General features: G+C 54.4%; 11 protein-coding genes and 1 pseudogene. 2 read left to right on the forward strand and 10 right to left on the reverse strand.

Features of this window, described 5'->3' with window-relative positions; all coding sequences use genetic code 11:
- Positions 1-64: 64 nt before the first annotated feature.
- The 6 genes from ACKPCT_RS08140 to ACKPCT_RS08165 form a co-directional block, all read right to left on the reverse strand.
- Positions 65-910 (reverse strand): ABC transporter permease, encoded by an 846-nt coding sequence (locus tag ACKPCT_RS08140; protein ID WP_319568917.1) that lies wholly within the window; start codon positions 908-910, stop codon positions 65-67.
- Positions 907-1,788 carry an ABC transporter permease gene (locus ACKPCT_RS08145; protein ID WP_210186627.1) on the reverse strand — a complete coding sequence of 294 codons (882 nt, stop codon included), beginning with the start codon at positions 1,786-1,788 and terminating at the stop codon, positions 907-909. The genes ACKPCT_RS08140 and ACKPCT_RS08145 overlap by 4 nt, the downstream gene beginning before the upstream one ends.
- Complete coding sequence (locus tag ACKPCT_RS08150; RefSeq protein WP_090068543.1) at positions 1,763-2,563, reverse strand: ABC transporter ATP-binding protein; 801 nt, start codon at positions 2,561-2,563, stop codon at positions 1,763-1,765. The genes ACKPCT_RS08145 and ACKPCT_RS08150 overlap by 26 nt, the downstream gene beginning before the upstream one ends.
- A gap of 113 nt (positions 2,564-2,676) precedes the next feature.
- On the reverse strand, positions 2,677-4,131 hold the full coding sequence (gene hydA, locus ACKPCT_RS08155) for a dihydropyrimidinase (protein ID WP_090068541.1): 1,455 nt from the start codon (positions 4,129-4,131) through the stop codon (positions 2,677-2,679).
- 239 nt (positions 4,132-4,370) lie between these two features.
- Positions 4,371-5,612 carry a Zn-dependent hydrolase gene (locus ACKPCT_RS08160; protein ID WP_319568918.1) on the reverse strand — a complete coding sequence of 414 codons (1,242 nt, stop codon included), beginning with the start codon at positions 5,610-5,612 and terminating at the stop codon, positions 4,371-4,373.
- Positions 5,613-5,745: 133 nt separating this feature from the next.
- Positions 5,746-7,236: a CoA-acylating methylmalonate-semialdehyde dehydrogenase gene (locus ACKPCT_RS08165; protein ID WP_319568919.1), complete on the reverse strand. Its 1,491-nt coding sequence runs from the start codon at positions 7,234-7,236 to the stop codon at positions 5,746-5,748.
- A 339-nt stretch (positions 7,237-7,575) separates the two neighbouring features.
- On the opposite strand from ACKPCT_RS08165, the pseudogene ACKPCT_RS08170 reads away from it, so the two are divergent.
- Positions 7,576-7,704 (forward strand): annotated as a pseudogene (locus ACKPCT_RS08170) (hypothetical protein); the annotation flags it as partial.
- 87 nt (positions 7,705-7,791) lie between these two features.
- Complete coding sequence (locus tag ACKPCT_RS08175) at positions 7,792-8,202, forward strand: TetR family transcriptional regulator C-terminal domain-containing protein (RefSeq protein WP_244544580.1); 411 nt, start codon at positions 7,792-7,794, stop codon at positions 8,200-8,202.
- A 49-nt stretch (positions 8,203-8,251) separates the two neighbouring features.
- Here ACKPCT_RS08175 and ACKPCT_RS08180 read toward each other — a convergent pair whose 3' ends face one another.
- The 4 genes from ACKPCT_RS08180 to ACKPCT_RS08195 form a co-directional block, all read right to left on the reverse strand.
- Complete coding sequence (locus ACKPCT_RS08180) at positions 8,252-9,934, reverse strand: alpha-keto acid decarboxylase family protein (RefSeq protein WP_319568920.1); 1,683 nt, start codon at positions 9,932-9,934, stop codon at positions 8,252-8,254.
- Between the two features lie 142 nt (positions 9,935-10,076).
- Positions 10,077-11,042 carry a glutathione S-transferase family protein gene (locus tag ACKPCT_RS08185; RefSeq protein ID WP_319568921.1) on the reverse strand — a complete coding sequence of 322 codons (966 nt, stop codon included), beginning with the start codon at positions 11,040-11,042 and terminating at the stop codon, positions 10,077-10,079.
- Positions 11,043-11,151: 109 nt separating this feature from the next.
- Entirely contained in the window at positions 11,152-11,976 is an 825-nt protein-coding gene (gene ygiD, locus ACKPCT_RS08190) for a 4,5-DOPA-extradiol-dioxygenase (RefSeq protein WP_090068526.1), read from the reverse strand.
- 131 nt (positions 11,977-12,107) lie between these two features.
- Positions 12,108-12,737, reverse strand: a complete 630-nt coding sequence (locus tag ACKPCT_RS08195; protein ID WP_407652461.1) for an NADPH-dependent F420 reductase — start codon at positions 12,735-12,737, stop codon at positions 12,108-12,110.
- Between the last annotated feature and the right edge of the window lies 1 nt (position 12,738).

Genomic DNA, 12,738 nt, shown 5'->3' on the forward strand with positions numbered 1-12,738 from the left:
TTTGGTGTTCCATTAAGGATTTTGGTTAAGGTGTTGCTTTTCTTAGGTTATTAAATGGGGTCTTTTAGCCCCTTTGAGAGGGATGCCAGAAAGTCACCCCTTTTTCGATTACGGCCACAGCTCCATAAAAAAGAGAGCCGGCGATAGCCGCAACCGTAATTTCTGCCCAGACCATATCGAGCCCGAGCTTGCCGACCTCGGTTGAGATACGAAATCCCATGCCGACAATCGGAGAGCCAAAGAATTCAGCCACAATCGCGCCGATGAGCGCCGAGGTGGTGGAAATTTTCAGACCATTGAAAATGAATGGCATTGCCGCAGGCAGGCGCAGCTTGAGCAATGTATCGGCGTAGCTCGCCGCATAAGTCTTCATCAGATCGCGCTGCATGCTGCCTGTATCTGAAAGTCCCTGCACGCAGTTAACCAGCATGGGGAAGAAAACCATCACCACGACCACGGCTGCCTTGGAATGCCAGTCAAAGCCGAACCACATGACAAGGATTGGCGCAATACCAACAATGGGCAACGCGGCCACGAAGTTGCCAACCGGGAGCAGGCCAAGCTGCAGGAAAGGGACGCGGTCGATCAGGATCGCCGTCAGGAAAGCCGCTCCGCAGCCCATGATATAGCCAGTCAGCGCGCCCTTTACAAAGGTCTGCACGAAATCGAGCCACAGGATGTCGATAGATGCAGCAAAGCGCGTGGCGATGGCCGATGGCGGCGGCAGGATGACCGACGGGATTTGAAGTCCACGCGCCAGCAGTTCCCACGCCACGATGATAGTGACGCCGAAAATAAAGGGCACCAGAAACCGCACAAGAAGCGTGTTATGGGCCGAGGATCGGGACAGCTTCACATTGATCCATGAAGCCACGATCCAGATGACAATTGCAGTCAAAACCAGAGTCATCGCACCATCCCCATTTTCTTAAGAACAGATTTCTCAGCCAATCCGACGAGCGCCACAAGGCCGGCTGCCAGCAGGGCTGCGGCGAACAGCGCTGCCCACATCTGGATGGTCTGGCCATAATAGGACCCCGTCAAAAGACGTGCACCCAGCCCGCGTATCGCACCGGTTGGCAATTCACCCACGATGGTACCGACCAGCGAGGCCGCTATACCCACCTTCATGGAGGTGAAGAGATAAGGCACTGAAGACGGCAGGCGCAGCTTGTAGAATGCGTCGCTCTTGGAGGCGTTGTAGGTCTTGAGCAAATCCATCTGCATATGATCGGGCGCGCGCAAGCCTTTCACCATGCCAACCAACACAGGAAAGAAGCTCAGATAGGCCGAGATAATCGCCTTGGGGATCAAGCCCTGAATGCCGACAGAGTTGAGCACGACGATGATCATCGGTGCGATGGCCAGAATGGGCACAGTCTGGGAGGCAATGGCCCAGGGCATGACGCTCATGTCCATGGCGCGGATATAGATGATGCCAACCGAAAGCGCTATGCCCAGCAACGTGCCAGTGATAAAGCCCAGCAAGGTCGCCTCAAGCGTGATCCAGCCATGAAAAATAAGAGACCGCTTGGAGGTAATCTTCTTGCCAACCGTCGTTTTCCAGAGCTCGGTCATCACCTGATGCGGCGCTGGCAGAACCGGACGCTCCTGCGCCCAGGTGTCTTTGACCAGTTCCGAGAAAGAGATCTCGACCTTGGCGCGGGCGGCCTGATCATAGGCCCATTTGGCGTTCATCTTCACTGCGGCGGCATACCAGATCGCAACGATGACCAGAACGACAGTGAAAACAGCAAACAGCTTACGCATCATTCGCTCCATCGCCATGACCAGCTCTCAGGCCCTCGCGCACGCGATGGGCAATGTCGATGAATTCCTGACTGTCACGGATGGAAAGCGGGCGGTCCTTGGGAAGCGTGCTCTCGATGACATCCGTGATACGGCCCGGACGTGGGCTCATGACAACAATCTTGGTAGAAAGATAAACAGCCTCTGGAATGGAATGGGTCACAAAGCCGATGGTCTTGCCCGTGCTCGACCAGAGCTTGAGAAGCTGTTCGTTGAGATGGTCTCGTACGATCTCGTCCAATGCCCCGAAGGGTTCATCCATCAGCAGGATATCAGCATCGAATGACAGTGCGCGCGCAATGGAGGCGCGCTGCTGCATGCCGCCGGAAAGCTGCCATGGGAACTTGTTGCCAAAGCCTTCCAGATCCACCAGCTTGAGCACCCGTTCGACCCGCTCATTCTGCTCGGCTCTGGTGAAGCCCATGATCTCAAGGGGCAATTTGATGTTGCGCGCAATCGTGCGCCATGGGTAGAGGCCAGCGGCCTGAAACACATAGCCGTAGGCGCGGTCTTTTCGCGCCAGTTCGGGCGTCGTACCATTCACCGTCAGCTCGCCGGAGGTGGGATTTTCCAAAGCAGCGATGGCACGCAAAAAGGTTGTCTTGCCACAGCCGGACGGGCCAATGAAACTGACAAAATCGCCCTTGTCTATTTGTAAATTGACATCCTTGAGCGCATGGACCGGCCCATCATTGGTCTGAAAGGTCAGACAGAGGTCTTTGGCTGAGACCACATGGAAGTCGGAGTGCATCATCGTTGCTTGTTCCCGTTCGGAGTATGCTTGTTATCGTCATTCTTCAATCTATCCTGCGGACGCATAAGGCACCCGCAGGCTATTTGTTGACTCAGCGTGCGTCAGAGCTACGCTTAGACGCCACTTGGCGGAATGCCTGAGCGGGCGATCGGACGCGGCGAAACCAGTTCCTTCCAGGTGGAAAGCGCCTTGTTGACTGCCGTGTAAGGCTGGCGCGCTACGAATTCGCCGTGACCCTCTTCAGTCTTCAATGTGCTTTCCTCGACCATCACCTTGCCTCGCGACAAGGTGAAGCGTGGCAGGCCAGTGACTTCCTTGCCTTCGAAGACGCTGTAATCGATGGTGGATACCTGATTGGCCGCAGTGATGGTTTTGGAGCGCTTGGGATCCCAAACCACGATATCGGCATCAGCCCCAACAAGGATAGCGCCCTTCTTCGGGTACATATTGAGGATCTTGGCGATGTTGGTTGAGGTGACAGCAACAAACTCATTCATCGTCAGACGACCGGTGCCGACACCATAGGTCCAAAGCATCGGCAGGCGATCTTCAAGGCCGCCGGTGCCGTTCGGGATCTTGGTGAAATCACCCACGCCGTAGCGCTTCTGATCGGTTGTAAAGGCGCAGTGGTCTGTTGCCACACAGGAAAGAGAACCGGCCTGCAAGCCTGCCCAGAGGCTATCCTGATGCATCTTGTTGCGGAATGGCGGGCTCATCACACGACGGGCGGCGTGATCCCAGTCCTTGTCGAAATATTCGCTCTCATCAAGCGTCAGATGCTGAATGAGCGGCTCACCATAGACGCGCATGCCTTTCTGTCGGGCACGGCGGATGGCTTCGTGGCTCTGCTCGCAGGAGGTATGCACCACATAGAGCGGGACGCCTGCCATATCGGCCAGCATGATGGCGCGGTTGGTGGCTTCCCCTTCCACTTCCGGCGGACGGGAATAAGCATGGGCTTCTGGTCCGACATTGCCCTCTTCCAGCAGCTTGGCAGACATGGAGGCAACCACATCTCCATTTTCAGCGTGAACCAGCGGCATAGCCCCCAGTTCGGCACATCGCTGGAACGAAGCGAACAACTCGTCATCATTGACCATCAACGAGCCTTTATAGGCAAGGAAATGCTTGAAGGTGTTGATGCCCTTCTCACGCACGACGGTCTCCATTTCATTGAAGACCTGCTCGCCCCACCATGTGATGGCCATGTGGAAGGAATAATCGCATGTAGCAAGGGTGGATTTGTTATCCCAGCGCATCAGGGCGTCCATCAGGCTCTGTCCCGGATCAGGCAAGCAGAAGTCTACCACCATGGTCGTTCCGCCGGAAACGGCAGCACGCGTGCCCGAGGCGAAGTCATCGGCGGAATAGGTGCCCATGAAAGGCATTTCCAAATGCACATGCGGATCAATGCCGCCCGGCATCACATAGCAACCGGACGCATCCAGAATTTCATCGCCGGAAAGATCAGGACCGATTTCGGTGATGACACCGCCCTCGATTTTCACATCGGCTTCATAAGTCAGATCGGCGGTAACGACCGTGCCGCCTTTAATCACTTTGCTCATGTGCTGTTCCCTTCAATTTTCATGCCAAGAAGCAATCTGCTCTGGATACAGTTCGGGCGTTCCCGGTAAGCGAACGATCTGCCTCTTGCCTTGGTGTATTGAATGCTCCGGCGCTTCTTTGCCTATGCCGGAACCCTTTGTTCTGGTAATTGCATGGGCGGATTCCACCGGGCTTTAGCCCTGTTCATAGTTGGGAATCCGCGCCTTCTTTATTGGCTTCTTTTAATGCCTTGGTCTTGTTATTCCGCGATCTCGGCTGTTTCCAGAACCGCCTGCAGCAGCACATCGGCCCCGGCGGTGGCCCATTCCTTGGAGATATCTTCGGCTTCGTTGTGCGAAAGACCGTCAACGCAAGGACACATGATCATGGTAGCTGGCGCAACCTTGGCAGCCCAGCATGCGTCATGACCGGCGCCAGAGACGATATCCATGTGGGAATAGCCCAAATCGATGGCTGCGTTGCGTACGCGATCCACCAGCGTGGGGTCGAAAGTCACCGGATCGAACTGGCCAACCTGTTCCACCGAGCAGCCAACGCCCAGCTCTTCGCAGATAACAGCGGCCTTTTCCTTGATGGCATCACGCATGCCATTGAGCTTTTCGATATCAACCGTGCGGATGTCGACCGTGAAGGTAACGGTGCCCGGCAGCACGTTGCGCGAGTTTGGCGAGAAGGTTACCTGCCCCACGCCACCCACGGCGTTCGGCTGAGCGGCCATGGTCACCTCTTGCACCATCTCGAAGATGCGTGCCATGGCAAGGCCCGCATTGACGCGCATGGCCATCGGGGTGGACCCTGTGTGCGCTTCCTTGCCAGTCAAGGTGAATTCAAGCCACCACAGCCCCTGACAATGGGTCACAACGCCGATTTCCTTTTCCTCGGCTTCGAGGATAGGCCCCTGCTCGATGTGATATTCGAAATAGGCATGCATCTTGCGGGCGCCCACTTCTTCTTCGCCGACCCAATCGATGCGCTTCAATTCCTCGCCATAGGTCTTGCCTTCCAGATCCTTGCGGCCATAGGCATAGTCTAGCGAATGAACACCAGCAAAAACACCAGAGGCCAACATCGGCGGGGAGAAGCGCCCGCCCTCTTCGTTGGCCCAGTTGACCACACAAATCGGATGTTTGGTCTTGATGTCAGCGTCATTGAGCATGCGCACCAATTCCAGAGCGGAGAGCACACCCAGAACGCCATCATATTTGCCGCCCGTCGGCTGGGTATCAAGGTGGGAGCCGACATAGACCGGCAAGGCATCCGGATCGGTGCCCGGACGGGTCATGAACATGGAGCCCATCTTGTCCACGCCCATGGTCAGGCCAGCATCATCGCACCACTGTTTGAACAGTGCGCGTCCTTCGGCATCCTCATCGGTCAGGGTCTGGCGATTGTTGCCACCGGCAACGCCAGGACCGACTTTTGCCATATCCATCAGAGACTGCCAAAGACGGTCTCCATCTACTCGCAGATTCTTCTTCATGATCTGGTTCCCCTGTCAATTCATTGCGCCCAACGGGCTATTCTGGAAGTGCGCCCCATCCGGTTATCCGGTTATATTTCAGGCGCTTATAGTCTTTTCTTTACACCAGGAGCGTATGGCCCCGCCGCTCTCCCTAGCTTGGGAAAGTGAATACAGCGCCCTCGGTCAGTCCCTCGGGCCAACGCGTCGTGGTGGTCTTCAATTTGGTATAGAAATGGATGGCTTCCGGCCCGTAAATGCCGTGAGAGCCGAAGCTTGAGCGCTTCCAGCCGCCAAAGGAATGGAAGGCGACCGGAACCGGAATGGGCACGTTGATCCCGACCATGCCGACTTCGATCTGGCTGGCGAATTTACGGGCAGCATCTCCATTGCGCGTGAAGATCGCAGTGCCGTTGCCATATTCATGAATATTGATCAGCTCGACCGCAGTCTCAAAGCTTTGCGGCTCCATGACAGAGAGCACCGGCCCGAAAATTTCGGTCTTGTAGATGTCCATCTCCGGGGTCACCTTGTCAAACAGGGTACCACCAACGAAATAGCCATTTTCATAGCCTTGCAGCTCAAAGCCACGGCCATCGACAACCAGATCTGCGCCCTGCTCTACACCGCTATCAATCAAGCCGACGATGCGTTCCTTGGCTGCAGCCGTTATCACGGGGCCCATTTCGGCAGCCTCATCGCTAGCTGGCCCGATCTTTAAGGCCTCTACCTTTGGCTTGAGACTGGAAACGAGACGGGTGGCGGTTTCTTCGCCAATCGGCACAGCGACGGACACCGCCATGCAACGCTCTCCGGCAGACCCGAAAGCTGCGCCCATGAGGGCATCGGCCGCTTGATCCATATCCGCATCCGGCATGACGATCATGTGGTTTTTAGCACCACCCAACGCCTGCACCCGCTTGGCACTATCGGTGCCCCGTTTATAGACATATTCGGCGATCGGTGTGGACCCGACAAAGCTGACGGCCTTTACATCTGGATGGTCGAGCAAACAGTCCACGGCGCTTTTATCGCCATGCACCACATTGATCACCCCTTCCGGCAAACCAGCTTCCATCAGCAGTTCACAAACAAAGTTGGCAGCGGACGGATCGCGCTCGGATGGTTTCAGAACAAAGGTGTTGCCGCAGGCGATAGCCATCGGGAACATCCACATGGGCACCATGGCCGGGAAATTGAACGGCGTAATGCCGGCGACAACGCCAAGCGGCTGACGCTCGGAATGGGTATCAATGCCGGTACCGACATTGCGGGAAAACTCGCCTTTCAGAAGCTCAGGTACACCGCAGGCAAATTCAATCACTTCCAACGCACGAGCCACTTCGCCAAGGGCATCGTCATGGGTTTTACCGTGCTCGCGACTGATTTCGCGAGCGATGTCGTCAGCCCTTTCGCGCACCAAAGCCTGATAGGCAAACATCACGCGCGCCCGCTTGGCTGGCGGCGTTGCTGCCCAGCCGGCAAGCGCTGCCTTGGCGGCAGCCACAGCCGCATGCACCTCATCATCAGTCGATAGAGCCAACGCGCCAATCTGTTCTCCCGTAGCAGGATTATAGATCGCACTCAGGCGCTCCGATTTGGAAGATATACTTATCCCGTTGATGATATTCTCGACGTGATACATCACGCGCGCCCCTCAACTCTGTTTGAGCCCACTATTCCCCTTAAAACGTTTTTGGCTGATTGCATTTTGTTTTGCGATTTTTTTTGCCAAACGCCTCTTTCGTGGTAAGAACGCTTGCATTATCCGCACGATCGGTCAATATTTTTCCTGCACGATCGGTCAGGTTTTTGAGTGTTTGCCAAACATTCATGCAAATGCTCAAAAAACGAACAAGAAAAGTCAAAAATTGCAGCAGGTATTTTTGGATACTTTTAGTTTTATCTACAGGACAATCAAAAGTACTTCTTAATTTTTCAAATAACTACAGCGCCCGCACAGACTAACAAAACAGGCAAGTTCATGAGACCCCAACAATACACGAAGCAGAAAAAAAACAGGGCGCAGAATATCGAAAATATATTGACTGCTGCAGAAATAATTTTTGCGCAGTTCGGATATAACGGGGCATCCATAAGTCGTATAGCCGAAGAAGCCGGACTCCCCAAGTCGAATGTCGTTTATTACTTTTCTACCAAAGAGTTACTGTACCGAACAGTGGTAGAGGACATCTTCAATGTGTGGCGTGCTGCAGCTGATGAGATCGTGGAAGATGCCGATCCGAGAGAAGCTTTGGGCAGCTATATCGACACCAAGATGGAGTTGGCCAGAACGCGTCCCTATGGCTCCATGGTCTGGGCCAATGAGATCATTCAGGGTGCCCCCATCGTGCAGGACTATCTGGAAACAGAGCTACGCTCCTGGACGGAAGAGCGCGTCAACGTCATTCACAAATGGATCGCGGCGGGAAAGATTCGCCCGATCAGCCCAAAGCATCTGCTTTTCACCATCTGGGCGACCACCCAGCATTATGCAGATTTCAAGCACCAGATCTCCACCCTCAATGAGGGCAGTGATCTTAATGATGCACAATGGGAAGAAACCAAGCAGGCCGTCAAAGAGCTGCTTTTGTTCGGCATCTGCCACTAAGACAGAAAGGGCGTGGGAGAGACTCCCACGCAAGCGTGATGGTTCGGCCTTACTTCCGCGGTCCGCGACGGGAGCCATAGTCCAGTTCTGCCGTTTTGGGGCCAAAAATCTTGAGCGGTTCAGGCGCATCAAACGGGTCGAGATGGACCTCAATGAAAGAAGCACAGTCCTGCTTGACGCATTGTTCAAGCACTGAGGCCAGCTCGCCTTCTGTTTTCACCGATGCTGTAAAGGCTTCCATTTCGGGTGCGAAAACCTTCATCAACGCCGTATAATCCCAGTTGGCCACATCATTGTAAGTAGCCTTCATACCCTGAATATAGCGCTCGATGGTGTAGCCACGATTGTTGATGAGGAAAATGATCGGCTTCAACCCTTCGCGCAGAATGGTTGAAAGCTCCTGTGCGGTGAGCTGGAAAGAACCATCGCCAATAAACAGGATCTGCCGACGCTCTGGTCTTGCCATCATCGTGCCGAGCAAAGCCGGCAACGTGTAGCCAATCGCCCCCCAGACCATTTGCGATAGATAGCTTACGCCTTCGGGCAATTTGACCCCGGTTAGGGCGATGTTAGAGGTGCCGTTTTCTGCCAGAATGACATCGCCCTCTTCAAAGAAATTCCCCATGATGGGCCAGAAACGGCTTTGCGTCAGCGACCTGCTCGCTTCTACCCCGACGGGCTGCACCGTCTGGTCTTGCACGGCGACCGAGGGCTCGGGCCGCTCTTCAATGCTATCGGCAAGACGGGAGATCAGTTCACCCGCCATGACGCCTTCAAACACCTCACCGCCAATCGTCGAGCTGTGGCCTCTGATGGAGACGACCGTTTCGGCAGGCATCTGATCGATAAATTGCAGGGTGCTGGCTTCCACGAAACTTGGTGCGGTCACGAACAGGCAATCCGATTGCTCAATGATTTCGCGCACCTGAGGCTCAGAGGCGGCGCCATTGTAAATGCCAGCAAACAAAGGAGAGGCTTCGCTTAAGATAGCTTTGCCCGAGCGGAAAGACGCATAAGGGATTTTGTATTTTTCCACCAGACGAACAAACGCATCGGTGTAGCCGGTGCGGTCCACATCCATGTCGATCAGAACAGCCGGGCGCTCCGCCAGCTGCAAATGCTTGAGCACCAGTGCCAGCGCACTTTCAAGGCTCTCGCTGTCACTCTGAGGAATGGACAGATCCAACGGACCTTGTGGCGCATCGATCAACAGATGGGAAATGTTGGATGGGATCTGGATGAAGACAGGCTGACGTTCAATCCAGCAAATTTTGAGAATACGATCAATTTCAAAGGCAGCGTTGGCGGGTGTAAGACGTGTTTGCGCCACAGTAAATTCGCGTACGCTGTTCATGACATTGTCAAAGTTGCCTTCGGCCAGTGAGTGGTGAATGCGCAGGCGGCCTTCCATCGCGTAAAGCGGAGGGGCACCGGAAATGAAAACCATCGGCACATTCTCGGCGCAGGCACCAGCCACCCCACAAAGAGCGGAAAGATCGCCCACCCCATAGGTGGTGATCATGGCCGATATCCGGTTCAGGCGCGCATAGCCGTCAGCCGCGTAGGCGGAATTGAGTTCGTTGCAATTGCCAACAAAGTTCAGCCCATCCACTTCGTCGATCTGATCAAGCATTTGCAAGGTGAAGTCGCCGGGCACACCGAAAATATGTCCTATGCCCATTTCCTGCAAACGCGTGAATAGATAATTGCCAATGCTCGTCTTCTTAGTCACTTGCGGCCTCTAAACTTGTTCTGTTCAAATATCTCATAGAATTCTCTAGCCAGAACGGCTGAAGCGATCATGCTCACTGGAGGCAGCATTGTCCAGAAGCAATCGATCGCTTCAGCGCTTTGTTTAGCATCGCCCGTGCGTTTTAGGAAACGGCCTTCAGCAGGGCGCCCACATGGGCCGGACCGGTTGGGCGAATTCCGTTCGGATTCAGGGCCTTGATGGAATAGTAGCCACGGGTGATATGGTCCATATTGACAGTGTCGATGACGCCCGGCAGCCGCAAGATCCGTTCCATATAGGCCGAGAGCCTTGGATAGTCCTTGATCTGTTTGCGATTGGTTTTAAAGATGCCATTATAGGCGGCATCAAAGCGGATCAGGGTCACAAAAGTGCGGATATCCGTCTCGGTGAAGCGATCGCCAAAGAGGTAATCTCCTTCAAGGCGGGCTTCGAGATTGTCCAGCGTTTCAAACACGCCATCAACGGCCTCATCATAAGCTTCTTGGGTTGTTGCAAAGCCAGCTTTATAAACCCCGTTGTTGAGCGTGTCGTAGATCACCGGATTGAGCGCATCGATCTCTTCGTGCAGATCTTCAGGATAAAGGCGCAGGTCAGAAGGCACCATATGCTCGAAGGCCGTATCGAACATTCTCACGATGTCCGCGCTTTCGTTGTTGACCATGACGTTACGCTTCATGTCCCACAGAGCAGGCACTGTTGCACGACCGGAGAAATGCGGATCAGCGCGGGTGTAGAGCTCGTGGATGTAGGTGGAGCCGAAGAGCGGATCTTCATCAGCTCCAGGATAGCCGCCGAAAGACCACCCCTGATCCGTCATGGTCGGGTTGACCACAGTAATCGGGATAAGCTCTTCCAGCCCCTTGAGCTTGCGTGCAATCAGGGTGCGAGAGGCCCATGGGCAGATCAGCGCCACATAGAGGCGATAGCGTCCGGCTTCCGCTTCAAAGCCCCCTTCCCCGGTCGGGCCAGGAGCGCCATCGGGCGTGATCCAGTTGCGGAAGCTTGAGGTCTGGCGAACAAAGCGCCCGTCCTTATCGGATTTCTGTACTGGCTGCCAGTCTTTTGTCCATTTTCCGTCGATCAGCATGAGTGTCTCCTGTTCTTTCTGTTCGCTTTGTTCTTGTTACTTCTTTTCGCGACTGTTGTTCTTTTTATCTGGTGTTTGAGTGTTTGTGTGTTTTTGCCCAGAGGGCGGCTCAGGCACCGTGGAAGATGAAAGACCGCATTGAGACGGAGCCAAGATCAATGCTCTCGGTCATGAAGGTCAGATCGTCTTTTTTATCTGATGCCCCAGCGATGGTGAGCGCAGGCAGATAGTGGTCTACGGTCGGATGGGCGAGCCGCAGCAGGGTTCCCAGCTCTTTAGGGTCCGCAAGCGCCTTGAAGTCGCCGTTCGAAAGCTTGTCTGTAAACAGCGTATCAAATTCCAATGCAAAGTCCTGTGCCTTGCCACCAAAACGCATAGCCCGCAGATTATGCACCACGTTGCCTGAGCCGAGGATCAAGACGCCACGGTTGCGTAACTGGGCAAGAGTCTTGCCGATTTCCAGATGCCATGACAGAGGTTTGGTCATGTCTATGGAAAGCTGGAACACGGGTACATCGGCTTCTGGATAGAGATGCTTCAGAACAGTCCAGGCTCCATGATCAAGCCCCCAAGTATCATCTTCCTGCGCATGGTGGCTAGCCAGTAGCGCAACCACATCACGCGCCAGTTTCGGATCACCCTGAGCCGGATATTGCTGGGCGAACAGTTCATCGGGGAAACCATAAAAGTCATGAATGGTTTTGGGCAGATTGGACACATCAACGAGCGTCGAGCCCTGGGTCATCCAGTGAGCAGAAACCACCAGAATGGCCTGGGGGCGTGGCAAGGTTTCGCCAAGCTGATTCCAGCTTTTGCTGTAGATGTTATCCTCGATAGCGTTCATCGGGTTGCCATGGCCAAGAAAGACCAACGGCATGCGGTCAGACGCCTTAAGACTATCACGAAGGCTTTGAAGGGAATGGGTCACGCTCATTGTCTTTCTCCTTTGATGCGGATTTCTCTTTCAAGGGGGAGCCGTTTTGCGGCTCCCCATTTGCTGGTTTTTCTTATTGTTTTTATTATTCTATTTGTTTTTAGATCAGTGTGTTTTGCTGGGCGATTTATTTATTCAGAGAGCCACTTTGGCGCGATCTGGGTGCCGTAGCCAAGAACATAACCGAAGTTGATGTTGAGGAACCCAAGCGGCTCAAGATAGCGGGCGTTAGAAAGCGGACCAGCATCTTTCGGTTCCAGACCGATTTCAACGGCGAGGCCCGTAACAACAGCCTTGGCTGCGTCATCATCGGAAGCAATGAATGTCTGAAGCGCTTCGCCATTCAGTTGGAGGCCAGATGCGTAATGCTGGGCAAACACGGTGTTGAAGGCCTTGACCACTTTGGCTGTGGGGGCAAGAGCGGACAATTCTTCAGCTGCAGAGCTGGTAAAGCCAACCTGAAGGCCAGAGAAGTCGTCGGTGATCGGGTTGGATACGTCGATCAGGACCTTGCCGGAAAAGTCTGCTTCGGCAACGATTGCCTTGGAAGCAGCGAACGGGGTTGCCAGGATCACCACATCGGCAGCAACAACAGATGGCTTCAATGCACCGGCATTGACTTCAACGCCCTGTTCCTTGAGCTTGGCCGCCGCTGCAACGCCATTGTCGGAGTCAACGACCGTAATGCTGTGGCTGGTTTTTGCCAGTACGCTTGCCAGACCTGAACCGATATTCCCTGCACCTACGATTGCAATATTCATT

Origin of the sequence: Cohaesibacter marisflavi (assembly GCF_963665895.2) — a bacterium.
Taxonomy (GTDB): Bacteria; Pseudomonadota; Alphaproteobacteria; order Rhizobiales; family Cohaesibacteraceae; genus Cohaesibacter; species Cohaesibacter marisflavi.

Bases quoted from the DNA above. Each gene is read 5' to 3' on its own strand.
- ACKPCT_RS08160 (WP_319568918.1), bottom strand. From the start codon at position 5,612: ATGAAGAAGAATCTGCGAGTAGATGGAGACCGTCTTTGGCAGTCTCTG.
- ygiD (WP_090068526.1), bottom strand. From the start codon at position 11,976: ATGAGCGTGACCCATTCCCTTCAAAGCCTTCGTGATAGTCTTAAGGCG.
- ACKPCT_RS08150 (WP_090068543.1), bottom strand. From the start codon at position 2,563: ATGATGCACTCCGACTTCCATGTGGTCTCAGCCAAAGACCTCTGTCTG.
- hydA (WP_090068541.1), bottom strand. From the start codon at position 4,131: ATGAGCAAAGTGATTAAAGGCGGCACGGTCGTTACCGCCGATCTGACT.
- ACKPCT_RS08195 (WP_407652461.1), bottom strand. From the start codon at position 12,737: ATGAATATTGCAATCGTAGGTGCAGGGAATATCGGTTCAGGTCTGGCA.
- ACKPCT_RS08165 (WP_319568919.1), bottom strand. From the start codon at position 7,236: ATGTATCACGTCGAGAATATCATCAACGGGATAAGTATATCTTCCAAA.
- ACKPCT_RS08145 (WP_210186627.1), bottom strand. From the start codon at position 1,788: ATGGCGATGGAGCGAATGATGCGTAAGCTGTTTGCTGTTTTCACTGTC.
- ACKPCT_RS08140 (WP_319568917.1), bottom strand. From the start codon at position 910: ATGACTCTGGTTTTGACTGCAATTGTCATCTGGATCGTGGCTTCATGG.
- ACKPCT_RS08185 (WP_319568921.1), bottom strand. From the start codon at position 11,042: ATGCTGATCGACGGAAAATGGACAAAAGACTGGCAGCCAGTACAGAAA.